The 22,235-nt window shown below is 51.7% G+C and carries 24 protein-coding genes; 16 read left to right on the forward strand and 8 right to left on the reverse strand.

Annotated features, from left to right (window positions below; translation table 11 throughout):
* The first annotated feature begins 3 nt into the window (after nt 1–3).
* The 3 genes from ACZGCQ_RS13130 (at nt 4) to ACZGCQ_RS13140 (ending at nt 3,039) form a co-directional block, all read left to right on the forward strand.
* On the forward strand, nt 4–1,500 hold the full coding sequence (locus ACZGCQ_RS13130; protein ID WP_481266538.1) for a UDP-glucose--hexose-1-phosphate uridylyltransferase: 1,497 nt from the start codon (nt 4–6) through the stop codon (nt 1,498–1,500).
* Nucleotides 1,497–2,501, forward strand: a complete 1,005-nt coding sequence (locus ACZGCQ_RS13135; protein WP_481266539.1) for an aldose epimerase family protein — start codon at nt 1,497–1,499, stop codon at nt 2,499–2,501. The genes ACZGCQ_RS13130 and ACZGCQ_RS13135 overlap by 4 nt, the downstream gene beginning before the upstream one ends.
* 127 nt (nt 2,502–2,628) lie before the next feature.
* Nucleotides 2,629–3,039 (forward strand): VOC family protein, encoded by a 411-nt coding sequence (locus tag ACZGCQ_RS13140; RefSeq protein WP_481266540.1) that lies wholly within the window; start codon nt 2,629–2,631, stop codon nt 3,037–3,039.
* On the opposite strand, the gene ACZGCQ_RS13145 is transcribed toward ACZGCQ_RS13140, so the two are convergent.
* From ACZGCQ_RS13145 to ACZGCQ_RS13175, 7 genes are all read right to left on the reverse strand, one after another.
* Nucleotides 3,013–3,513: a methylated-DNA--[protein]-cysteine S-methyltransferase gene (locus tag ACZGCQ_RS13145; RefSeq protein ID WP_029343351.1), complete on the reverse strand. Its 501-nt coding sequence runs from the start codon at nt 3,511–3,513 to the stop codon at nt 3,013–3,015. The genes ACZGCQ_RS13140 and ACZGCQ_RS13145 overlap by 27 nt on opposite strands.
* Nucleotides 3,514–3,591: 78 nt before the next feature.
* Complete coding sequence (locus ACZGCQ_RS13150; protein WP_481266541.1) at nt 3,592–4,989, reverse strand: dihydrolipoyl dehydrogenase family protein; 1,398 nt, start codon at nt 4,987–4,989, stop codon at nt 3,592–3,594.
* Between the two features lies 1 nt (nt 4,990).
* On the reverse strand, nt 4,991–6,208 hold the full coding sequence (locus ACZGCQ_RS13155) for a dihydrolipoamide acetyltransferase family protein (protein ID WP_481266542.1): 1,218 nt from the start codon (nt 6,206–6,208) through the stop codon (nt 4,991–4,993).
* 13 nt (nt 6,209–6,221) lie between these two features.
* Nucleotides 6,222–7,220, reverse strand: a complete 999-nt coding sequence (locus tag ACZGCQ_RS13160) for an alpha-ketoacid dehydrogenase subunit beta (protein WP_481266543.1) — start codon at nt 7,218–7,220, stop codon at nt 6,222–6,224.
* Between the two features lies 1 nt (nt 7,221).
* The gene (gene pdhA / locus ACZGCQ_RS13165; protein WP_481266544.1) at nt 7,222–8,271 is read right to left on the reverse strand and encodes a pyruvate dehydrogenase (acetyl-transferring) E1 component subunit alpha; all 1,050 of its coding nucleotides are present in this window, start codon (nt 8,269–8,271) and stop codon (nt 7,222–7,224) included.
* A 13-nt stretch (nt 8,272–8,284) separates the two neighbouring features.
* Nucleotides 8,285–9,427, reverse strand: a complete 1,143-nt coding sequence (locus ACZGCQ_RS13170; protein WP_481266545.1) for a Glu/Leu/Phe/Val family dehydrogenase — start codon at nt 9,425–9,427, stop codon at nt 8,285–8,287.
* 37 nt (nt 9,428–9,464) lie between these two features.
* Nucleotides 9,465–9,866 (reverse strand): thioesterase family protein, encoded by a 402-nt coding sequence (locus ACZGCQ_RS13175; protein ID WP_214808855.1) that lies wholly within the window; start codon nt 9,864–9,866, stop codon nt 9,465–9,467.
* A 331-nt stretch (nt 9,867–10,197) separates the two neighbouring features.
* Between ACZGCQ_RS13175 and ACZGCQ_RS13180 the strand changes: the two genes are divergently transcribed.
* From ACZGCQ_RS13180 to paaX, 12 genes are all read left to right on the forward strand, one after another.
* Nucleotides 10,198–11,475 (forward strand): phenylacetate--CoA ligase family protein, encoded by a 1,278-nt coding sequence (locus tag ACZGCQ_RS13180; RefSeq protein ID WP_406748599.1) that lies wholly within the window; start codon nt 10,198–10,200, stop codon nt 11,473–11,475.
* 18 nt (nt 11,476–11,493) lie between these two features.
* Nucleotides 11,494–12,465, forward strand: a complete 972-nt coding sequence (gene paaA, locus ACZGCQ_RS13185; protein ID WP_087681930.1) for a 1,2-phenylacetyl-CoA epoxidase subunit PaaA — start codon at nt 11,494–11,496, stop codon at nt 12,463–12,465.
* Nucleotides 12,466–12,479: 14 nt separating this feature from the next.
* On the forward strand, nt 12,480–12,824 hold the full coding sequence (gene paaB / locus ACZGCQ_RS13190) for a 1,2-phenylacetyl-CoA epoxidase subunit PaaB (RefSeq protein ID WP_023466991.1): 345 nt from the start codon (nt 12,480–12,482) through the stop codon (nt 12,822–12,824).
* The gene (paaC, locus tag ACZGCQ_RS13195) at nt 12,821–13,606 is read left to right on the forward strand and encodes a 1,2-phenylacetyl-CoA epoxidase subunit PaaC (RefSeq protein WP_481266546.1); all 786 of its coding nucleotides are present in this window, start codon (nt 12,821–12,823) and stop codon (nt 13,604–13,606) included. The genes paaB and paaC overlap by 4 nt, the downstream gene beginning before the upstream one ends.
* A 14-nt stretch (nt 13,607–13,620) precedes the next feature.
* Complete coding sequence (paaD, locus tag ACZGCQ_RS13200; RefSeq protein WP_481266547.1) at nt 13,621–14,115, forward strand: 1,2-phenylacetyl-CoA epoxidase subunit PaaD; 495 nt, start codon at nt 13,621–13,623, stop codon at nt 14,113–14,115.
* Between the two features lie 15 nt (nt 14,116–14,130).
* Nucleotides 14,131–14,454 carry an EthD family reductase gene (locus ACZGCQ_RS13205; RefSeq protein ID WP_023466996.1) on the forward strand — a complete coding sequence of 108 codons (324 nt, stop codon included), beginning with the start codon at nt 14,131–14,133 and terminating at the stop codon, nt 14,452–14,454.
* Complete coding sequence (locus tag ACZGCQ_RS13210; RefSeq protein ID WP_481266548.1) at nt 14,432–15,211, forward strand: enoyl-CoA hydratase/isomerase family protein; 780 nt, start codon at nt 14,432–14,434, stop codon at nt 15,209–15,211. Before ACZGCQ_RS13205 ends, ACZGCQ_RS13210 begins: the two co-directional genes overlap by 23 nt.
* Before the next feature lie 5 nt (nt 15,212–15,216).
* A complete protein-coding gene (locus ACZGCQ_RS13215) occupies nt 15,217–16,725 on the forward strand; it encodes an aldehyde dehydrogenase family protein (protein ID WP_035399029.1) in 1,509 nt (502 codons plus the stop codon).
* Between the two features lie 74 nt (nt 16,726–16,799).
* Nucleotides 16,800–17,666 carry a 3-hydroxyacyl-CoA dehydrogenase gene (locus ACZGCQ_RS13220; RefSeq protein WP_481266549.1) on the forward strand — a complete coding sequence of 289 codons (867 nt, stop codon included), beginning with the start codon at nt 16,800–16,802 and terminating at the stop codon, nt 17,664–17,666.
* A complete protein-coding gene (locus ACZGCQ_RS13225; protein ID WP_481266550.1) occupies nt 17,663–18,871 on the forward strand; it encodes an acetyl-CoA C-acyltransferase in 1,209 nt (402 codons plus the stop codon). Before ACZGCQ_RS13220 ends, ACZGCQ_RS13225 begins: the two co-directional genes overlap by 4 nt.
* Entirely contained in the window at nt 18,868–19,635 is a 768-nt protein-coding gene (locus tag ACZGCQ_RS13230; RefSeq protein ID WP_481266551.1) for an enoyl-CoA hydratase-related protein, read from the forward strand. Before ACZGCQ_RS13225 ends, ACZGCQ_RS13230 begins: the two co-directional genes overlap by 4 nt.
* A gap of 73 nt (nt 19,636–19,708) precedes the next feature.
* Nucleotides 19,709–20,593, forward strand: coding sequence for a phenylacetic acid degradation operon negative regulatory protein PaaX (gene paaX / locus ACZGCQ_RS13235; RefSeq protein WP_047391534.1), 885 nt, complete (start codon nt 19,709–19,711; stop codon nt 20,591–20,593).
* Between the two features lie 52 nt (nt 20,594–20,645).
* Here the strand turns inward: paaX and ACZGCQ_RS13240 are convergent, their stop codons facing one another.
* On the reverse strand, nt 20,646–21,185 hold the full coding sequence (locus ACZGCQ_RS13240; protein WP_481266552.1) for a gamma carbonic anhydrase family protein: 540 nt from the start codon (nt 21,183–21,185) through the stop codon (nt 20,646–20,648).
* A gap of 91 nt (nt 21,186–21,276) precedes the next feature.
* On the opposite strand from ACZGCQ_RS13240, the gene ACZGCQ_RS13245 reads away from it, so the two are divergent.
* Nucleotides 21,277–22,215, forward strand: coding sequence for an NAD(P)H-dependent flavin oxidoreductase (locus tag ACZGCQ_RS13245; RefSeq protein WP_481266553.1), 939 nt, complete (start codon nt 21,277–21,279; stop codon nt 22,213–22,215).
* Nucleotides 22,216–22,235 lie beyond the last annotated feature (20 nt).

Genomic DNA, 22,235 nt, shown 5'->3' on the forward strand with positions numbered 1-22,235 from the left:
GCGATGAATGAACTCATCCAACAGTTAGTAGCGCAAGCAATCCAGGAACGATTGATTGAACCGGAAGATGCGATCTACGCCCGGAACCGGATTCTAGCGCGGGTCGGTCAAGCCGATTTTGAAGAACAGGCAGACGTACCATCTCGCCCAATTCCAGATGTTTTGGATGACATGATCGAAGTGTTGATCGCAAGCGGACAGTTGCCGGCGCGTCTTGAAGACAAAGAACAGTTCGCAGCAGATGTGATGGATATCTTCGTCGCCCGTCCATCTGACGTGACGGCGGTATTCCGTCGTCTGTACGCTGAATCACCTATTGCTGCGACGGATTATTTTTACCAACTGAGCCAAGCAAGTAACTACATTCAAACGAAACGGATTGCTAAAAATAAACGTTATCAAGCGGAGACAGCTTACGGAACGATCGATGTCACGATCAACTTATCGAAGCCGGAAAAAGATCCGCGTGAAATCGCGGCAGCCCGGACGGAGGCACCGACGACGTCCAACTATCCGACCTGCCTGTTATGCGTTGAAAACGTCGGCTACGCGGGTCGTGCGAATCATCCAGCCCGTGCGAATCACCGAATCGTTCCGCTGACACTGATGGAAGAACCATGGGCACTACAATACTCACCATATGTCTACTACAACGAACATAGCATCATTTTGTCGCAGGAACATCGTGACATGGTCATCAATCGGGATGCGTTTGCACGTCTGCTCGCCTTCGTCGAGCAATTCCCACATTACTTTGCTGGTTCGAACGCCGACCTGCCGATCGTCGGTGGATCGATCTTGACGCATGATCATTATCAGGGCGGTCGCTATACGTTTGCGATGGACCGGGCAAAAGCTTTAACATCCTTTACGTTCCCGGATCAGCCGACAGTCACTGGTGAAACCTTACACTGGCCACTGAGTGTGTTGCGTCTGAAAAGTACAGATGCGTCGGCACTACTCGATGCTGCGACGACAGTCTATGAGACGTGGTTGACGTATACGGATGAGAGTCAAGAGATCCAGTCACACACAGGTGAGACGCGACACAATACGGTGACGCCGATTGCTCGTCAGCGTGATGGACAATTCGAGCTCGATCTCGTCTTACGGAACAACCGGACGTCAGCAGAACATCCGGACGGTATTTTCCATACGCATGCTGATATTCACCATATCAAACGGGAAAATATCGGTTTGATCGAGGTGATGGGACTGGCGGTCTTACCGGCACGTTTGCTCCAAGAGTTGCAACAGGTTGAACGATTCATCACAGGTGAAATCGACGAAGTGGCAGTTGCTCATGCTGACTGGGCAGAGGAACTAAAACAAGCGTATGACGGTCAAGATGTCACGATGTACGTCGAACAAGCAGTCGCCGCGAAATTCGTGCGTGGACTCGAAGACTGTGGTGTCTTTAAACAGACAGAGGAAGGTCAGGCGGCGTTCGGACGATTCATTCAACTCGTGACGCGCCAACCGGTGGAGGAACAACGATGACACGACTACTTGAGAAAGAGTTGATCCGCCATACGTTACGCCAGGAAGGCATCGAAGTGACACTCTGGAACTACGGCGGCATCATCCAAGATATCCGGACGATCGATCGGGATGGTCATTTAGAGAGTGTTGTCCTTGGTCTCGAGACGGTGGAAGATTATCAACAGCACTCGCCTTACTTCGGGGCAATCGTCGGACGCGTCGCTGGTCGAATCGGACAGGCGCGCTTCGAAGTAGCGGGAGACGTCTATCCGCTCGTCGCAAACGACGGTGCGAATCATCTACATGGTGGGATTCACGGATTCGATCAAGCGTGGTTCGATGTCATTGAAGCGACGGATAGATTGTTCCACTTGCGCTTGAACAGTCCAGACGGAGAAGAAGGTTATCCGGGAACGGTCACGCTCGACGTGTATTATCGCCTAGACGATACAACACTGACGCTTGAGATGACGGCTGTAACGGATCAAACGACACCCCTCAATCTGACAAATCATACGTACTTCAACTTATCGGGAAATGCGAAGCGGGATGTGTTGGATCATGTCTTGACGTTACCAAGTGACTACTACTTACCGGTCCAGCCAGATGGCTTACCGACAGGGGAACAACGGGATGTCTCCGGAACCCCGTTTGATTTCCGTAACGGTCAGTCGATTCGTGACGGGATTACGCTGGAACATCCCGAGACGATTGCTGTCGGAAACGGCTACGATCATCCATTCGTGTTGCGGGCTGACACACTCCGACTTGAAGATCCGGTATCCGGTCGCTTCGTCGACGTGACAACAAATCAGCCAGCAGTCGTGCTCTATACCGGAACGCAACTGCTGACCGATTATACGGTTCATGGGGTTTCGGCTCGACCATCGCTTGGCTTATGCCTTGAAACGCAAGTTCATCCGAATGCAGTCCATGAATCTGATTTTCCATCAATCCTGTTGTCACCCGGTGAGACGTATCACTGGAAAACAGCTTATCGCTTTGGTGTAATATCTTGATTGATTCGAAGAAGCCCCGCTTTCCGTGTCCGGTTGGATAGGAAATCGGGGCTTTTTGTGTATAGAAGGAGATCGGGAAGAAAAGTGCGAAAGATGATACTAAATCATAATTTAAGAAGGGATTTCCATGCAGTATGCAGCCACTCCTTGTCTCGTTTTTTCGGGACAAGCCAAGCAGGCGATTGCTTACTACGAAAACATATTTGCGATGACACGTCGTCGTCTCGTAATGGACGAAACAGGAGACACCGTCTACCACGCACATTTATCAAATGGTGCCTTCGAATTGATGCTCTGGGACGAGAGTGATGCACTGGAGATCTCTCCTTCACTCCATCTGTTGTTGATTTTTACGTCACTTGAAGAGCTCGAGCAAGTGTATCTGCGATTAACGACAGACGGTCAAATCGTCACACCTCTTGCTGTAGCAGACTTTGGAGGTTGGTATGCGCAAGTCCGCGATCCGTTCGGGGTTCTTTTTGCTCTATCTTTCAGCGAAGAGGGACGAGAATCAGAGGCGTTGCTCGAGCGCGAGTAGCGTCCGCTTCATATTCAGACCGCCATGATAGCCGAGAAGATCGCCTTTTTTGCCAATGATCCGGTGACACGGAATCGCAAGCAGTAATCGATTTTTTCCGATTGCCGTGCCAATCGCGCGAGTCGCGTTCGGTCGAAAGAGACGTTCCGCGATATCAGAGTAGGTGGCGGTTTGACCGTACGGTACCGCGCGTAAAGCATTCCAGACTTCAAGCTGGAACGGGGTACCGACAGGCGCAAGCGGAAAGGACAGTGTCGTCGACTGCTGATTCAGATAAGCGAGTAGCTGCTCCGTATACGGAGCAAGCGCGGTGTCAGAAGCAATCCGATCGGCTCGGGGGAAGTGTTTTCGCGACCAGTCGTCGAATAGATCCTCCGGTTCATCCCAAGCGCCGACATAACAGAGACCATCTGCTGTAGCGGCGACCGGAAACGTATGCGTATTCCAGTGCAAACGAGTGAAGTACAGTTCCATGACATGTTTTCCTTTCTACACGAAATGAAGTGACGAATCCAAAAGAGGTGCTTCTGACGCAGAGGCACCTCTTTTAGATTACGCGCGCGAACCGACCTGTTGACGGGGTGGCAGGTGGATTGATTGACCGAATAAGGATTCTATCGATTCCGTCAGGGCTTCGCCTCGACTCGGATGAGCCATGACAGGGAAGAGAAGATCCTCCCGTTTCGCTGCCAGTTCCAGTGCTTGTGTAAATTGTCCGACGAGACGATGGGCATCGTCCCCGATCATGTGAATACCAAGGATTAGTGATGTTTGCTCGTCAGCGATGACCTTGACGAACCCACTGCCACCTTCAATCGTCGTCGCTCCGTTTGCATTCAGTGGGAACTGTCCGGTTTGGACCGTGTGTCCGGCTTCACTCGCTTCTTGTTCTGTCATCCCAACCGAAGCAATCGGTGGGAAAGTCCGTAGAACCGTTGGGTAGTAAGGTGTCGTCAGATCGACGTCTTGACCAGACAAGTGAGCTGCCGTCCGTTTCGCTTCGTGAATCGCACGAATGGCGAGCTGTGGACCCGGTGTCACGTCACCAATCGCGTAAATATGCGGTTGATTCGTTCGTCCATACGCGTCAACTGGAATCGTCCCATCTTCTGCAAGCGTCACACCGATCCGTTCGAGACCGAGTGTCAAGCTGTTCGGAATCCGGGAAAGGGACTGGAACAGATAGGCACCCTGATAGGCGACTTCTTCTCCGTTTTTCATGACGGTGACGGTCGCGTCCGATGAAGCCTCGATGCGTGTCACGACATCCGATACGAGACGGATTTTTTGTTTTTTGAATGTCCGCTTCAGTTCCTTTTCAAGGCTTGGTTCGAGTGATAAGTGATCCGCGAACAACGTCACCTCTGTCCCAAGTGCATGGAAACAAGCAGCAGCTTCGAGTGCTAACGTGTCGGATCCAATGATCAATAAGCTCTCTGGTCGCTGCTCGAGTTGATAAAGCTGCTCGGCATTCAAACGACACGATTCCTCGTGCTGGATACTGTGACTGCCAGTCGCAATGATGACGTCCTGGAACCGGTACGTATCGAACTGATGTCCCGACTCGACGCCGATCCGGTCTTCTGACAGGAAGGAAGCTGCACCAGAGATATGCTCAATCTGGTTCGCCTGACAGAGGGCGACCACTCCCTGACGTAATTGCTGCACGACACGATTCCGGTAAGCATTCATTTTACTGAAATCATGGACAGCAGGGACCGTGAATCCAAGGTCTTCGAGATGCGGCATGCGTAACATCTCTTCTGCCGTATGCGCGTAGACCTTGGACGGGATACAGCCTCGGTTTAAACACAGTCCACCGAGTTCATCTTGTTCGATTAAGGTGACGTTTCGACCGCCTTGTGCTGCGCGGATCGCTGCCGTGTAACCTGCGGGACCTCCACCGATGATCAGGAGATCCCGTTCTTGTGCAAGTTCGCCAACAACCATGTTAGATCAACTCCAAAAGTAGGGTAGTCGGATGTTCAATCAGTGACACGAAGCGGTTCGTAAAGGCAACAGCCGTTGCCCCGTCCGCGACACGATGATCAAACGACATCGACAAATTCATCATCGAGCGGACGACGATTTGATCGTCTTCATCGACACAGGCTCGTTTTTTCGTCTTATGGAAGGCAATCAGTGCCGTTTCCGGATAATTGATGATCGGTGTTGCTCCCGTACTGCCGAGCGGACCCACATTGCTCATCGTGAATGTACTTGGTTTTAAATCTGCTGCGCGTAAGGCACCGTTTTGAGCACGTTGTTGCAAGGCGACCAATTGTTCATGCAGTTCCGTCAGCGAGAGCTGATCGGCATGACGGATGACAGGAACCATCAACCCGTCCGGTGTCTCTGTTGCCATGCCAAAGTGGAAATCCTGCTCTAATCGAATACATTCATTCGTTTCATCGAGTTTGGCATGGAAGACAGGATACTCTTTTAAGGCAACGATCAAGGCTTTGATGAAGAAGGCGTTGACGTTGATGTTTCGTCCAGCGACTTTCCATTCGGCACGTAAAGCGAGCAAACGTGTCATGTCGACTTCTTCAAAGTGAGTGACATGAGGAATCGTATACAGCGACTGGGTCATCTTTTTCGCGATCTGCTTGCGAATGCCGCGGAACGGGATCGTTTCCGGAGATGTCTCTTGGTACGTGACCTCTTCAATGATTGGTGCAGCTGTCTCTTGTGGAGCAGTAGCAGCCTGGACGAAGCGAAGCACATCGTCCTCCGAGACTCGACCTGACGGATCGGAAGCCGTGACAGTTTCGATATCAATCCCGTGATCACGGGCGATTTTTCGCGTATATGGTGTCGCAAGGACACGTTTTGTTGGAGATGCTTGAACAGGTGGGACTGCGACAGCGACAGGTACTGATTCAGGTACGCGCGACGCTTCAGGTGCTAAAGTGACTGGCATGTCAGAAGCGTTGCTTGCTTCGATATGCAACAACGTCGTACCGACTTGCACCGTCTGACCGACCGGGATGATGATTTCCTTGACGATTCCGGAAACGGGAGCCGGTAGTTCGGCGACCATCTTATCAGTCGCGACCTCAACGACCGGTTGATCCGTCGTGACATGGTCTCCGACTTGGACGAGGTAATGGGCGATCTCACCTTCTGTCATCCCTTCACCGACATCATGTAATTTAACTTCGATCATGGCATTCAGCTCCTTAAAACTCGACCGTACGCTGAATCGTCGCAAGGACACGTTCTGGCGTCGGAATGTAATGGTCTTCGAGGGCGAACAGCGGGACCGGAACATCAAAACCGGTCACGCGGGCAATCGGTGCCCGTAAATAAAGAAACGCCGTATCGTTGATCAACGTCACAAGATCATTACCGAGCCCACCCATCGCTGCGGCTTCATGGACGATGACGGCACGACCTGTCTTTTGAACGGAAGCAGCGATCGTGTCCCGGTCAAGCGGATAGAGCGTTCGTAAGTCGAGGACTTCGCAAGAGATCCCGCGTTCCTGTGCAGCCGTTGCTGCCTTTTGGGCTACTTGGACCATTGCCCCCCAAGCGATCAACGTCACGTCCGTTCCTTCACTGACGCAGCGCGCTTTTCCGATTTCAACGGTATACGATTCGCTCGGTACGACTTCCTTGAATGAACGGTAACTGCGCATCGACTCAAGGAACAAAACGGGATCTGGATCTTCAATCGCAGCAATCAATAATCCTTTTGCATCGTATGGTGTCGCCGGACAAACGACCTTGAGACCAGGCATCGATGTAAAGAGTGCTTCTGTACTGTCAGAGTGAATTTCCGGTGCCCGAATACCGGCACCATAAGGCGCGCGAATGACCATCGGCACACTGTACCGTCCCATCGTCCGCATCCGAATACGGGAGACGTGCGTCATGATTTGTTCATAGGCAGGGTAGATGAAGCCGAGAAATTGAATCTCGACGATCGGTTTAAAGCCATTGATGGCAAGTCCGATCGACGTACCGACGATGCCAGCTTCACTGAGCGGTGTATCAACAATCCGGTCTTCCCCGAACTCTTCTTGTAAGCCGTCCGTTGCCCGGAAAACGCCACCATTTTTTCCGACATCTTCTCCAAGGACGAGCGTCGTCTCATCCTCTGTCAGTTTCGTTCGTAAGGCATCTGTGACAGCTTGGACGAGTGTCATCTCCGTTTGACGATTGATTGGTGTTGCCATCTCATTTCCCCCTTGCTAGCAGATACGCTTCTTTTTGTTGCTGGACATCAACCGGTAAGGTCGCGTACGTATGGTCGAACAGGTCATTGACGTCTGGCGCCTTGAATTGCTCCATCGCAGTTACTGCCGCTTCAACTTCTGCCTGATTCCGTTCCTGTAGCTGTTGCATCCATGTTTCGTCGAAGTAGCCTTGGTGTTTTAAGAACTGTTCGAGTCGATCAAGTGGATCGACCCGGTCACGTGAACGAGCTTGATCGCGGTATTTCGTTGGATCATCAGCTGTCGTGTGGGCACCAAACCGCCACGTGACGGCTTCGATCAATGTTGGTCCGCCGCCAGATCGGGCACGCGCAACGGCTGCTTGCATCGTAAAATAGACGGCAAACGCATCGTTCCCGTCGATCCGGACGCTCGGCATCCCGTAGGCGATCGCTTTTTGGGCGATCGTTTCGGAATGCATCTGTTTTTCGATCGGAACAGAGATCGCGAATTGATTGTTTTGGTTGAACAGAATGACCGGTGCTTGGAAGACACTGGCGAAGTTCATCCCTTCGTGGAAGTCGCCTTCAGAAGTCGCCCCGTCACCAAAGTAGGCAACCGCAATGTTCGTCGTTCCTTTTCGTTTTTCTGCCCATGCAGCGCCGACGGCATGCGGAATTTGCGTCGCAATCGGCACGGCAGGAGGGAAGATGTGTTTCTCAGATGGCACGCAACCTTCGACACGACCGTTCCAGTAAAGAAGGGTCCGAACCATGTCGGCACCGAATGTCAACGTCGCACCGTGATCTCGGTACGTCGGGAATAACCAGTCCTGATCGGACAACGCTAGTGCACTACCGACTTGCGCTGCTTCTTGTCCTTCGAACGGTGCATAAGTGCCGAGGCGCCCTTGGCGTTGTAAGTTGATCGCTTTTCGGTCGAACGTCCGGATTCGGTGCATCTGTTCATATAGGGTGAGGGCGAGCTCTTTTGTCAAATCGTGTTCTTTTGATGCGTCGATGATACGACCTTCTTCATCGATGATGCGTTGAATCGGAAAATGTTGCTCCATGTCAGTCCCTCCTTCAGTGGTTACGGATATCCCATTTTGGTTTTGTCGTATTCGTAAAGATGTTGTTGTGTTTTGCTCGGATTTGCATCCGTTTTTCACACATTCGGTTCGCGGCTTCAACCGTCGTGATGTTCTCTGCGTGCGACTCCTTGAAGACTTCGAGCACGGCGTCATAGATGTGACGCGTCTTTAGGAGGACCCGTTCGTGATTTGCTCCGTACAGTTCGTCAGCGACTTGGATCAATCCGCCACCATTGACGATATAGTCCGGTGCATACAAGATGCCGCGGTCCATCAAGACGTGAGCGAGCTGTTCATCCCCAAGCTGATTGTTCGCCGAACCGCAGATGGCTTTGCACGGTAAGAGGGCGATGTTTTGAGCGTGAATGACACCACCGTACGCACATGGAACGAAAATATCAGCATCCGTCAGATGAATTTCGTGAGGTGAGACGACGCGAACTGTCCCGGGTGCCATTTCGGCTTGAGTTACGATTGCTGCGAGCGCGGCTTCATTGACGTCTGAAACATAAATCGTCGCACCGGCGAGTAACAGTTGCTCTGCGACCTTGAAGCCGACTTTGCCAAGTCCTTGAATCGCGTAAGTCGCCCGACTCAAATCGTCTGAACCGAATAACGTCTCGATCGTCGCCCGAAGTCCATAGACGACACCTTCAGCCGTCGGGATCGATGAATCCCCGCTACCACCAAAGGCTTCTGGAATGCCAACGATGCGTGATGTCTCCCGACTAGCGTGAACGAAATCATCCATCGTCGTGCCCATATCCGTTCCGGTGTAAAAACGTCCACCAAGCGAATCGACAAAGCGACCGAAGGCACGGAAAAGCTCCGGGGATTTATCCGTTGCTGGATTGCCGATGATGACGGCTTTACCACCACCGAAATCAACGTCAGCTGCAGCACATTTATACGTCATGCCGCGCGACAGGCGGAGGACATCGTCAAGTGCTTCATCGACAGAAGCGTAAGGCGCCATACGGCATCCACCGAGAGCGGGACCGAGCGTCGTATCGTGAATGGCGATGATCGCTTGTAAGCCTGATACCGGATCGTTGCAAAAGACGACTTGTTCGTGACCCGCGATTTTTTCCATGATCGAGAGCGTTGGATTCGTAGATGGGTTTAACGTGTTCATAGTAGAGTCCTCCTCTATCAAATATAAGTAAGCGCTTTCATTTTGTTGAAACATTATTTTGTAATTTTTCTTGAATCCGGCTTTTTTCCAAAATGAATTGTGTGACTTCCCCTGTACCGATGATCGTGTGTCCATCCCGGACTTCGATGTCGGCGTCAACACGACGTGCCGTGAGGCGTGTTACTGTAGCGGTCACGATTAATCGTGCGCCTTCTGCTGCCATCCCGAGATGCTTCAACGAAACCGCACCCCCGACGCCTTCTTCGTCTGCCTCTAAGTAGGGCAGAATGAGTTGACGTGCTGCCCATTCCATATGGTAGACCATCGAAACGGTGGAGTATGCCGGATGAACCAATTGACCTTCGAACCGTGCAAACATATCTTGCGAGACGACCGCTTGAATCTCTGCTGTATCCCCGACAGCTAAACCTGGTTTCATCGTGATCCCCCTTCACTACAACGAATCCTCGCTCAATCAAGTGGTCTTACCAAAAATAGTATAACACTTGTCACACGATATTTTATCAACCCGTTACAAAATGAGCAAATCATTTCAGAAATATTTTCCAAAAAAAGACTCTCGATTATGAAAATCAGCTTTATAAGCCAATTAATTTACTGGTAAAGTGCGTTGAAGTGATAAAGTGAGAATCGTTTGGGAGCATTTAACAAAACAAGATTGACAACATTGTGAACGTATCGTACGTTAAACATATAACTAAAAATAAACGACCGTTTAATTATTGTATACATGATGAGGAGGTGCAGGTATGTACGATCAACATCAGGAAACAATGGATGCGCAAATGCGGGAGCAGCTACAGATGGAGCGATTACGTCAAACGATGGCGCACGTCACGCGCGTCCCATTCTATCAAGAACGTCTGCAGACACTGCGGATGACAGCAAATGACTTTCAAACGATCGAGGATTTACGGAAGTTTCCCTTCACACGCAAACAAGATTTACGCGATCATTATCCGTTCGGGCTATTCGCCGTCGAACGGGAACAGGTCACCCGGATTCACGCTTCGTCTGGAACGAGCGGTAAACCGACCGTCGTCGGGTACACACAAGAAGATTTAGACGACTGGGCAGGTGCCGTGGCGCGCAGCTTAGTCTTAGCCGGTGGTTCGTCAGCTGACTTATTGCACAATGCATACGGCTACGGACTGTTCACAGGGGGACTCGGGCTTCACGCAGGAGCAGAAAAACTAGGCATGACGATCTTGCCGATTTCCGGCGGCAATACGGATCGCCAAATCACGTTGATTGAGGATTTCCGACCGGACGGCATCTGTGGGACACCTTCTTATATCTTACGACTAGCAGAACGTATGATCGAACGAGGCATCGACCCACGAAAGACAAGCATGCGTTACGGCATTTTCGGAGCTGAACCATGGTCGGAAGAGATGCGTCAGACACTCGAACAAACCTTTGATCTACAGGCATTCGATATTTATGGACTCAGTGAAATCATGGGACCAGGTGTCGCGATGGAGTGTCAGGAGCAGGCAGGTCTGCATATCATGGATGACTTATTCATTACGGAAGTCGTCGATCCCGTTACGGGGGAACCGGTACCAGATGGTATGGTCGGGGAACTCGTTTTTACAAGCTTAAAAAAGAAAGCGCTTCCAATTATTCGCTACCGGACGGGTGACTTAGCATCGATCACGCATGAGGCGTGTGCCTGTGGTCGGACGACGACACGAATGTCACGTGTCAAAGGTCGGACGGACGACATGCTGATCATCCGAGGCGTTAATGTCTTCCCATCTGAAATTGAACGCGTCTTACTCCAACAGCCGGACGTGACGCCGCATTATCAAATCCATCTCGTGCGCAAAGCCGGACTCGATGCCGTTGAGCTACATATCGAATTCGAAAACATCTCGGAGCGACAAATGCGTTCGATATGTGACGCCATCAAATCGGAATGTCTCATTTCCATTGATCTCGTCTGTCACCCGCATCAAGGGTTACCACGATCAGAAGGGAAAGCCGTTCGGATCGTTGATCGACGCTCGACATCACTCGTCTGATTCAAAGGAGGAACTAGCATGTATGATGCAACACAACTGTTCGAACCCGTCCAACTGACGGAAGAAGAAAAATTAGCACGCTTCAAGGAACGGATTGAGCAAGGTGAAAAGATTGAAGCTGATGACTGGATGCCTGCTTTTTACCGGGATACGCTAATCAAATTGATTTCGATGCACGGTATCAGTGAAATCATGGGTGCGCTTCCGGAAAAAGAATGGGTTCCAAAAGCACCATCGCTTCGCCGGAAGCTTGGCATCATGGCAAAGGTCCAGGATGAGATGGGACACGGGCAACTGTTGCTTCGTGTCGTCGAGGATTTGATGAAGCCATATGGCAAGACACGCGGGGATTTGATGGACGATTTATTCACCGGACGATTGAAGTTCCATAACGTCTTCCACATGCCGACACGGTCATGGGCTGATGCCGGGATGATCGGTTGGCTCGTCGATGGGGCGGCAATCATCACGCAGACGAACATGCTCGGTGCTTCGTACGGACCGTACGCGCGTGCCTTGCAACGAATCTGTGCAGAGGAAGTCTTCCACGCGCAACACGGAGAGTCGATCATCATGGCACTCGCAGAAGGAACACCGGAACAGCGGGCGATGATTCAGGAATCACTGGACGAGTGGTGGGAATCCTTGTTGATGTTCTTTGGACCAGCCTCGAAAGAGACGACCGGGACATCAAAACAGGACGTGACGATCGCCTATAAGATTCGGACGAAAACGAACGAAGAGCTCCGGCAAAACTTCTTTACGAAGTACGTGCCACGGATTCGTTCTCTTGGACTCGTTATTCCAGATCCGACGTTACGTTTTGATGAAGAGACCGGGCAATGGGAATATGCACAACCAGACTGGACGAAATTCAAGACGATCATCCAAGGGGGAGGACCACGTTCGAAGGAGCGGTTGGACCTGCGCCGGACATCTTATGAAAATAACGCCTGGGTACGGGATGCACTCGCTGAAACGAAGGCATGAGAGGGGAAAGCACGATGAATGAGACGTTTTATCACGAATTCGAAGTCTTTAGCAAACGGACGCCGAACGCGGCGTTCACCCATCAATTCAGCTTGCTCGCTCCGAATAAGGAGATGGCGCTACTGATGGCACAAGAAAACTTTATGCGCCGGGAACCGGTCGTCGACATCTGGGTCGTCAAACGCGAAGATATCCGTGGTTTGTCACCGGATGAGAAGCAGATGTTGCAACGTCTTGATAATAAGGACTACCGGACGACGAAAGGATACGGCTACTTGAAGAAAAAATGGCGGCATTACGAGCAACAGATGCTCGATGAAAAAGAGATCATGTCTTGGCAAGGAGGCGACTCCAAATGACGGAACAAGAACGGACGGCACTCGCCTCCTTACTCTATCAACTCGCGGATGATGATTTCCTCTACGCGTACCGCGGTTCGGAATGGCTCGGACTCGCACCGCATATCGAAGAGGATGTCGCTTCGTCTTCGATCGCACAAGATTCGATGGGACACGCAGCGATGTACTACCAACTCCTCGAGGAACTCGGCGAAGGGAATGCTGATGCATTAGCTCATGTCCGACTAGCACATGAACGGAAGAATTCGATTCTCGTCGAACGTGTCAACGGACCTGGCTACTACATGGAGAAACCTGAATATGACTGGGCATTCGCCGTCGTGCGGAACTATTGCTACACGGTCGCGAAAAAGATCCGGATTGATGCCTTGAAATCGAGCAGTTACGAGCCACTCGCTACGGCTGCCGTCAAGATCAACATGGAACTGTACTATCATTTGCTGCACTGGCAAACATGGTTCACTCAGCTTTATCAATCGACGGAGACGGCACGCCAGAAGATGGATGCAGCCCTAGAAAAAGTCCTCTATGACTTCGGTGACATATTCGATTATGGCGAACACGGTCAAGTGATCGAAGAGATGCGGTTGATCGAAGGGCAAGGGATTTTACTCGATCGTTGGTATCAGACGATCACACCGTTACTCGTCGAATTGAACGTGACGCTTCCAGAAATGCAGATGACGCGTAACGGGCGGGACGGCGATCACACGGAAGATTTGAATGACGCGCTTTCAACGCTCGGAGAAGTTTACTTGATCGATCAGACAGCGACGTGGTGAAAGGAGAGGGAAGCATGACGACGACACTCCATCATGCGATCCGAGAAGCCCTGAACGGGGTGAAGGATCCGGAAATTGATAGCGTCAGTATTTTAGATCTTGGCATGGTCGAGACGATGGACGCGGAAGCGACGGAGCAGGGTTACCTAGTGCGCGTCACGCTTCTCCCGACGTTTCTCGGTTGCCCGGCGCTTGAAATCATCAAAAAAAACACCGAATCTGCCTTGCAGGTGATTCCGAACGTCGAACAGGTCGACGTCCAGTTTCGGTTTGATCCACCGTGGACATCAGACCGGATCACGGAACAAGGCATGCAAGGATTAAAGGCATTCGGCATTGCCCCCCCACGGTTTGAACAAGGGAAGTGGGAGATCGACTGTCCGTATTGTGGATCAACGTACGTGACGATGGAAAACTTATTCGGACCAACGGCATGTCGAAGTATTCTCTACTGTAAATCGTGTAAAAATCCATTCGAGGCGATGAAACCCGTCTCTACTCTCATGTGAAGGAAGGTAATCAATATGGCAAAATTAATCGCACTTTACAAACATCCGGAAAACAAGGAAGCATTCGATCAGCACTACTTTGAGGTCCATGGTCCATTGACAGCAAAAATTCCAGGACTGCAAGAAATGAACGTCACAAAAATCGTCGGCTCACCAATGGGCGGAGACGGAAAGTATTACTTGATGTGCGAGATGGTCTATGAAAGTCAGGAAGCGATGCAAGCAGGTATGCGTTCGCTCGAAGGAAAAGCATCCGGGAAAGACTTGATGAGCTTTGCAGGGGATCTCGTCACATTGATGATTGGTGAAGATGTCCATGCCGATACAACAGTACGTTAAGACGGAAACGGTTGGTCGGATCGGTCGAATTCGCCTCGACCGGACGGCACGATACAATGCGCTGAACCGGACGATGGTCCGGGAAATCGTCGAGGCGATGGAGGCGTTTGACCGCGACGATCGGGTGACGGTCATCGTCTTGACGGGAAACGGAAAATCGTTTTCAGCAGGTGCCGATATCGAGGAGATGCTCGAAGCGACACCGATTTCGATGGAACTCCTCGATCCGTTCGCGGACTGGGACCGGATCAGCCGAATCAAAAAGCCGATCATCGCAGGTGTCCACGGCTTCGTCCTTGGCGGCGGCTTCGAACTGGCACTCGCTTGTGATTTAATCTACGCCGATCCGGAGACGCAGTTCGGATTCCCGGAAGTCGGACTCGGCGTCATGCCGGGAGCAGGCGGAACGCAGCGTTTGACGAAATGTATCGGTCGGACGCGGGCGCTCGAGTGGCTCTTCACCGGTGACCGGATGAAGGCAGAGGAAGCGGAGCGACTCGGTATCATCAACCGGGTGACGGCTGACGTCGAAGCGACGGTGCTGGCGATGGCAGAACGGTTATCGAACCAACCGAGCATGGCGTTACGATTGATCAAGGATGCGGCAAACAAAGCCATCGATTTATCGTTACAAGATGGCATGGAGCACGAACGCCGTAACTTCTATCTCTTGTTCGCGACAGCCGATCAAACAGAAGGCATGCAAGCGTTTCTCGAAAAACGATCACCGATTTTCAATCAACAGGAACAGGAGTGAATACAATGTCGACAGTACATGAAAAAACACTTGAAATGAAACGGTCCGTCTATCACTTGCTCATCAACGGCGAACAGGTCGAGGGCGCAACAGGCGAGACGTTCAAAACATATAATCCGGCGACCGGTGAAGTAATCGCGGAAGTCGCCAAAGCGTCGAAGGAAGACGCGGATCGTGCCGTTCAAGCGGCACGGGATGCGTTTGATCACGGGAAGTGGAAGATGTGGCCAGTCGGACGCCGCGCGCAAATCTTAAATAAGATTGCGAGCATCATGCGCTCCCGCTTCAACGAAATCGTCGAACTCGAGATTCTCGATACAGGGAAATCACTGGCTGCGGCGCAAGGACAAGTCACGCAAGCAATTGAAGACTTTGAATTCTACGCAGGTGCGATCGTCGGTCATCGTGGTGTCGTCAATAACGTGCCGGGACAATTTCATAACTACACAGAAAAAGAAGCGGTCGGTGTTTGTGCGCAAATCATTCCGTGGAACTATCCATTGATGATGGCAGCTTGGAAAGTTGCACCAGCGATCGCAGTCGGTTGTTCGGTCGTCGTCAAACCAGCGACATTGACTCCATTGACAGCCATCATTCTCGGTGAGATTTGTCTAGAAGCTGGTGTGCCAGCAGGTGTCGTCAACGTCATCCCGGGATCTGGACGCGAAATCGGCAACCATCTCGTCGAACATCCTCACGTCGATAAAGTCGCCTTCACGGGTTCGACACCAGTCGGAAAAGACATCATGGGACGTGCGTCGGAGACATTGAAACGAGTCACACTCGAACTCGGTGGAAAATCACCGAACATCGTTTTTGAAGATGCAGACGTGACAGCAGCCGTTGATGGTTCGTTGTTCGGAATCTTCTATAACAGTGGTCAATCGTGTGAAGCGCGCTCGCGCCTGTATGTCCACGAGGAGATCTACGAAGCATTCATGGAACAGTTCGTCGCGAAGACAAAACAACTCGTCCTCGGTAACCCATTCGATAAAGGAACACACGTTGGAGCGATCATTGACCAACAACAAGTCGATGTCATCGATGGATACGTCCAGTCGGCGAAAGCGGACGGCGCAACGATCGTCACAGGCGGTCATGCTTCAGCACCAGAAGGATACGAAAAAGGCTTCTGGTACGCACCGACGATCATCACCGACGTCACACACGAGATGAAAGCCGTCAATGAAGAAATCTTCGGACCGGTCGTCGTCGTCATGCCGTTTAAAGATGAAAAAGAAGCGATTCGTCTAGCAAACGATACATCGTTTGGACTCGGCTCAGCTGTTTGGACGAAAGATGGCGCGAAAGCGACACGTGTCGCCAATCAAATCAAAGCCGGCATCGTCATGGTCAACTGTCCGTTCTCTGCCTTCCCGGGTACACCGTTTGGTGGCTATAAACAATCGGGCTTCGGTCGTGAACTCTGTATCGAAACACTTGATCTGTACACAGAAACGAAGAGTATCTTGTCGTATTACGGCAGTCGTCCACTCAATCCGTTCGGACTATAAGCAAGAGGGAAGGCTGGAGTTCCGTCGGGAAGTCCAGCCTTTTTTAACAGCACAGGGGATAAGGGGGAAATCAGATGGTAGAACAAATCGTCGTCGTCGGATCCGGCGTCATGGGACGTGGCATTGCGTATGTTGCCGCACACCGCGGATTTCAGGTGACACTCGTTGATATCAAAGAAGCGTATGTTGAAAGTGCCTATCAAGAACTCGAACGTATCGCGGAGAAAGGCATCACGCGAGGGAAGATGTCCGCGAATGAGGTCGAGGGACTATTCGATCGGCTGCGTCTGTCGACGGATTTGGCAACGGCTGCACAACAAGCGGATCTCGTCATTGAAGCGGTACCGGAACAACTCAGCATCAAACAGCAGGTTTTTGAAACGCTAGAAGCACATGCACGACCGGACTGTTATTTTGCGACGAACACGTCGACGATGAGTCCGACGGAAATCGCGTCCTTTACGAACCGGGCGGACCGAGTCATGGCGATGCATTTCTTCAATCCGGTTCATCTGATGCCACTGATCGAGCTCGTTCGTGGTCTTGAAACGTCGGATGAGACGGTTGCAGCTCTTGAGCAGGTGGCGCGTCAGATGCAGAAGGAAACGGTTGTCATCCGCGAGTTTCCGGGGTTCGTGACTTCGCGGATCAGTGCGCTCGTCGGAAACGAAGCATTCTACATGTTACAAGAAGGACTTGGGACACCGGAAGAGATCGATAAAGCGATCAAACTCGGCTTAAACTATCCGATGGGACCATTCGAACTCGGGGACTTGGTCGGACTCGATACTCGACTCCATAACTTAAAGTATCTGCATGAGAAGCTCGGCGAAAAATACCGTCCAGCACCACTACTCGAACAGTATGTCAAAGCGGGTCGACTCGGTCGTAAAACAGGTCGTGGTGTCTATGATTATACGAATCGCGAGGTGACATCATGAAACGGGTCGCTATCATCGATGCCGTTCGGACACCGATCGGTCGCTATAACGGCGCGTTGCGTCATGTTCGTCCAGATGACTTAGGAGCACGTGTCATCGAAGCATTGCTTGAACGTAATCCACAAGTCGATCCGAAGACGATCGAGGAAGTCATTTTCGGCAATGCGAATCAGGCGGGAGAAGACAATCGTAACGTCGCCCGGATGTCTGGACTACTAGCTGGTCTACCGGTCGAAGTCGCCGGTACGACGATCAATCGCTTATGTGGATCAGGACTCGATGCTGTCATCGCGGCAGCGCGGGGAATTGCCTTAGGTGAAGGCGATATCTATATCGCTGGTGGAACGGAAAGTATGACGCGTGCGCCATTCGTCCTCGCGAAGCCGGATCAAGCCAACCCACGGGGCAATCAGACGATGTACGATACGACGATTGGTTGGCGGTTCGTCAATGATCGTTTAGCAGATCAATACGGAACGGATTCGATGCCGGAAACAGCTGAGAACGTCGCCCGTCAGTACGGCATCTCGCGCGAAGCGCAGGACGACTTTGCGTTTGAGAGCCAACAACGCGCAAAACAAGCGATCGAGGCAAATCGCTTTACTGAGGAACTAGTTGCGGTCACGCAGACGGACCGGAAAGGTAACGTCAGCGTCTTCGACCGAGATGAACATCCCCGTCCTGAGACGACGCGTGAGAAACTGTCGACGCTTCGTCCGTTATTCCCGAACGGTACCGTGACGGCGGGGAATGCATCTGGCGTCAACGACGGTGCGTCGGCGCTGTTATTGATGAGTGAAGAAAAAGCAAACGAACTCGGCTTGACACCGCTCGGGTATTATCGAGCGAGTGCGACAGCAGGGGTCGAACCGGCCATCATGGGGATCGGACCGATCGACGCGACAAAAAAAGTTCTCTACCGAGCAGGGTTGACGGTCGAACAGCTCGATCAGATCGAGTTAAACGAAGCCTTTGCGGCTCAAAGTCTTGCTTGTATCGAAGCACTTGGTTTACCAAGCGAAAAAGTCAACGTCAACGGCGGAGCGATCGCCTTCGGTCATCCACTCGGTGCAAGTGGTGCGCGAATTTTGACGACGTTATTGCATGAAATGCGCCGGACGAACCGGACGTATGGTCTCGCGACGATGTGTGTCGGAGTCGGACAAGGCATTGCCCTCGTCGTCGATCGGGAGGGACTCGTATGATTCACTTAGAACGAGAAGGCTATATCGCGATCGTCCGGATTGATCGTCCGGAACGTTTAAACTGTCTCGATTACCCGACGCTTGTCGCCTTGCAGGAACAAGTCGATGCGTTGTCGGTCGACTCGGAAGCGCGGGTCGTCCTGTTTACGGGAACGGGGAAATCATTCAGTGCGGGTGCCGATTTAAAAGAACGCGTGCATTTAAACGAAGAAGAAGTCCGGCGCAATGTCCTTGCGATCCGGAATGTCTTCACGTCGATCGCGCAATTGCCGCAACCAACAATCGCAGCCGTCAATGGGCACGCGCTCGGTGGTGGCTTTGAATGGATCCTTGCCTGTGATTTCCGCTTTCTCGTCGAGGATGCCCTCGTCGGGTTGACGGAGACTAGCTTCGGAATCATTCCTGGGGCTGGCGGAACACAACGCTTGCCGCGACTGATTGGGGAGACACGGGCGAAGGAATTGATCTTCACAGCAAAAAAAATCGACGCGATGACAGCAGAACGATACGGACTCGCGACCGCTGTCGTCGCCCGGGAAGCGTTGATGACGACGTGTCTTGAGTTTGCTAATCAAATGTTACAAAACGGTCCCATCGCCTTACGTCAAGCGAAGCGAGCGATTGATCAAGGGCGGGATGTCTCGCTCGAACGAGGACTACAGCTCGAAACGGAAGCCTATGAAGTCGTCATCCCGACCGCAGATCGTCAGGAAGCGCTACAAGCCTTCGCTGAAAAACGGGCACCACGCTTTGAAGGAAGATGAGGATGGTCGACGTTTGAAATAACCCGTATACTAACGATACACACTATGAACGACTGAAGAGAGAGTGAATACCATGAGTGCGAACACCCAATCAATGATTTTTACGATTTACGGCGATTATATCCGGCATTACGGCAATCACATCTGGGTCGGGAGTTTAATTCGACTCGTCAAAGAGTTCGGACATAACGAACAAGCCGTTCGGGTCGCGGTATCCCGAATGGTCAAACAAGGCTGGCTCGTCTCTGAGAAGCAAGGAAGCAAAAGTTTCTATTCGTTGACGCCACGTGGAGTGGAGCGGATGGAGGAAGCCGCGCGCCGAATCTATAAATCAACACCGCACGACTGGGACGGGAAGTGGCGGACGCTGATGTACACGATTCCTGAGGATAAGCGGCAGATTCGCGATGAGCTCCGCAAAGAACTGACGTGGAGTGGGTTTGGCAACTTATCGAACGGGGTCTGGATTTCACCGAACCCGCTTGAAAAAGAGGCGGAACGATTGATCGAAGCATACGAAATCGAAGAGTATGTCGATTTCTTTGTCGGTGAATACCATGGTCCAAAACAGGACCAATCCCTCGTCGAGCGTGCGTTTCCGCTAGAGGAATTGCAGGAACGTTACGAGACGTTCATCACGGATTACAGCCGGCAATACATCGTCCATCAGAGTCAGCTCCAACTCGGAGAAATGACGGATGAACAGTGTTTCGTCGAACGGACGATGCTTGTGCATGAGTACCGGAAGTTCCTTTTCACGGATCCGGGATTACCGCAGGAACTGTTACCAGATGCTTGGAGCGGACACCATGCGGCGCTCTTGTTCGAACAGTATTACCGATTGCTCGCACAGCCAGCGAGTCGGTTCTTCGAATCAATCTTTGAAGAGACGCACGATGTGTCACAACGCAGTGCTTCGTACGACGCAGCGGAACACCCGTTGTTTGCGGAGCGATAAGAACAATACATGAAAGAGCGGGACGGATCAGTTGATCCGCCCCGCATTCGTGTCATTCAGATGTATTCTGTTCAGCTGATTCTGCGAGGATGTTTCGGAAGGCATATCCTTTATCGACGTAAGAATCAATCGACTCCTGAATCATCGCGAGATCTGCTTCTGTTAGTTCACGCACGACTTTACCGGGTGAGCCGATGATCAGCGAACGGGGTGGGAAAACTTTTCCTGATGGAATTAACGTATTCGCCCCGATGATGCATTCTTCACCGATGTCTGCGTGATCAAGAACGGTTGCACCCATTCCGACGATCGAACGACGTCCGATTTTGCAACCGTGTAAAATCGCGTTATGTCCGACCGTCACTTCATCTTCAATGACGACGGGTGCCCCTTCATATAGATGAATCGTCGCGTTGTCCTGGATACTGCATCGTTTCCCAATCGTAATCGGTCCTTCGTCACCGCGTAAGACAGCGTTGAACCAGACGGTAGACTCGGAACCGACCGTCACGTCCCCGATCAGATAAGCACCAGGAGCGATGAATACATCGGAGGCGACGTTCGGATGAATCGATTGATACGGAATTTTCATAACAGAATGACCTCGTTTCTATAATAAGATGAACTATTATTCATTCCATGTCAGTATAGCATGTGAGTGAAGGTGAGAACGGAGGAAAGACATGTTTCCGATTTGTGAGCTCTTTAAAATTCGGTATCCTTTGATTCAAGGAGGAATGGGTAACATTAGTCATGCGGCACTCACGGCAGCGGTGTCGAATGCCGGAGGACTCGGAACGCTCGGATGCGGGACATTGTCGGTCGATGAAGTGGCGTCGCGGATCCACGAGACACGAATACTGACGGATCAACCATTTGCTTTGAATATCGCGATTCGGGTGTCTCCCTATACGGAAGCACTGATTGATCTCGCGATTACAGAAAAGATCCCGATCGTCTCCTTGTCGGCCGGAAACCCGGCACCGTACATAGAGCGACTTCAAGCTGCCGGCATCAAAACGATCGCCGTCGTCGCCTCGGTCAAACAGGCATTGAAGGCAGAACAGGCAGGTGCAGATGTACTCGTAGCGGAGGGAGTTGAAGCGGCAGGCATCAATTCACCGCTCGAGTTGACGACGCTGACCTTGATTCCGCAGCTCGTCGATCGGGTCAACATTCCCGTCCTTGCAGCGGGTGGAATCGGTGACGGTCGTGGACTGGCAGCTGTTCTGTTACTTGGTGCGGCTGGCGCCCAACTCGGAACACGGTTGATCGCGACGGAAGAGGCGAAGGTTCATTCGACATACAAGGCGCACTTAATGGAGGCGACCGATACCGATACACGCATCATCGGACGTTCCGTCGGATTCGTCCGACGTGTCCTTGATGGTCCTTACGTTGAGCGACTCACAGCAGAGACACCTGCTGCTTTTCTCGATCAGACGAATGAGTCGTATCATATCAGAGGTGCTCTTGAGGGCGATGAGGAGAAAGGGTATGTCAACGCTGGACTGGTTGCCGGATTGATTCATGATGTGCCGACGGTTGCGGAGTTGTTTACGCGCATGATGGCGGAAGCGGAGGAACAGCTGAAACAAACGACGACTCGTTTTACGACATGAGCATACTGATGGACCCGTGA

It is taken from the genome of Exiguobacterium sp. HSB13, from assembly GCF_056764755.1.

Bases quoted from the DNA above. Each gene is read 5' to 3' on its own strand.
- ACZGCQ_RS13130 (WP_481266538.1), top strand. From the start codon at position 4: ATGAATGAACTCATCCAACAGTTAGTAGCGCAAGCAATCCAGGAACGA.
- ACZGCQ_RS13135 (WP_481266539.1), top strand. From the start codon at position 1,497: ATGACACGACTACTTGAGAAAGAGTTGATCCGCCATACGTTACGCCAG.
- ACZGCQ_RS13140 (WP_481266540.1), top strand. From the start codon at position 2,629: ATGCAGTATGCAGCCACTCCTTGTCTCGTTTTTTCGGGACAAGCCAAG.
- ACZGCQ_RS13145 (WP_029343351.1), bottom strand. From the start codon at position 3,513: ATGGAACTGTACTTCACTCGTTTGCACTGGAATACGCATACGTTTCCG.
- ACZGCQ_RS13150 (WP_481266541.1), bottom strand. From the start codon at position 4,989: ATGGTTGTTGGCGAACTTGCACAAGAACGGGATCTCCTGATCATCGGT.
- ACZGCQ_RS13155 (WP_481266542.1), bottom strand. From the start codon at position 6,208: ATGATCGAAGTTAAATTACATGATGTCGGTGAAGGGATGACAGAAGGT.
- ACZGCQ_RS13160 (WP_481266543.1), bottom strand. From the start codon at position 7,220: ATGGCAACACCAATCAATCGTCAAACGGAGATGACACTCGTCCAAGCT.
- pdhA (WP_481266544.1), bottom strand. From the start codon at position 8,271: ATGGAGCAACATTTTCCGATTCAACGCATCATCGATGAAGAAGGTCGT.
- ACZGCQ_RS13170 (WP_481266545.1), bottom strand. From the start codon at position 9,427: ATGAACACGTTAAACCCATCTACGAATCCAACGCTCTCGATCATGGAA.
- ACZGCQ_RS13175 (WP_214808855.1), bottom strand. From the start codon at position 9,866: ATGAAACCAGGTTTAGCTGTCGGGGATACAGCAGAGATTCAAGCGGTC.
- ACZGCQ_RS13180 (WP_406748599.1), top strand. From the start codon at position 10,198: ATGTACGATCAACATCAGGAAACAATGGATGCGCAAATGCGGGAGCAG.
- paaA (WP_087681930.1), top strand. From the start codon at position 11,494: ATGTATGATGCAACACAACTGTTCGAACCCGTCCAACTGACGGAAGAA.
- paaB (WP_023466991.1), top strand. From the start codon at position 12,480: ATGAATGAGACGTTTTATCACGAATTCGAAGTCTTTAGCAAACGGACG.
- paaC (WP_481266546.1), top strand. From the start codon at position 12,821: ATGACGGAACAAGAACGGACGGCACTCGCCTCCTTACTCTATCAACTC.
- paaD (WP_481266547.1), top strand. From the start codon at position 13,621: ATGACGACGACACTCCATCATGCGATCCGAGAAGCCCTGAACGGGGTG.
- ACZGCQ_RS13205 (WP_023466996.1), top strand. From the start codon at position 14,131: ATGGCAAAATTAATCGCACTTTACAAACATCCGGAAAACAAGGAAGCA.
- ACZGCQ_RS13210 (WP_481266548.1), top strand. From the start codon at position 14,432: ATGCCGATACAACAGTACGTTAAGACGGAAACGGTTGGTCGGATCGGT.
- ACZGCQ_RS13215 (WP_035399029.1), top strand. From the start codon at position 15,217: ATGTCGACAGTACATGAAAAAACACTTGAAATGAAACGGTCCGTCTAT.
- ACZGCQ_RS13220 (WP_481266549.1), top strand. From the start codon at position 16,800: ATGGTAGAACAAATCGTCGTCGTCGGATCCGGCGTCATGGGACGTGGC.
- ACZGCQ_RS13225 (WP_481266550.1), top strand. From the start codon at position 17,663: ATGAAACGGGTCGCTATCATCGATGCCGTTCGGACACCGATCGGTCGC.
- ACZGCQ_RS13230 (WP_481266551.1), top strand. From the start codon at position 18,868: ATGATTCACTTAGAACGAGAAGGCTATATCGCGATCGTCCGGATTGAT.
- paaX (WP_047391534.1), top strand. From the start codon at position 19,709: ATGAGTGCGAACACCCAATCAATGATTTTTACGATTTACGGCGATTAT.
- ACZGCQ_RS13240 (WP_481266552.1), bottom strand. From the start codon at position 21,185: ATGAAAATTCCGTATCAATCGATTCATCCGAACGTCGCCTCCGATGTA.
- ACZGCQ_RS13245 (WP_481266553.1), top strand. From the start codon at position 21,277: ATGTTTCCGATTTGTGAGCTCTTTAAAATTCGGTATCCTTTGATTCAA.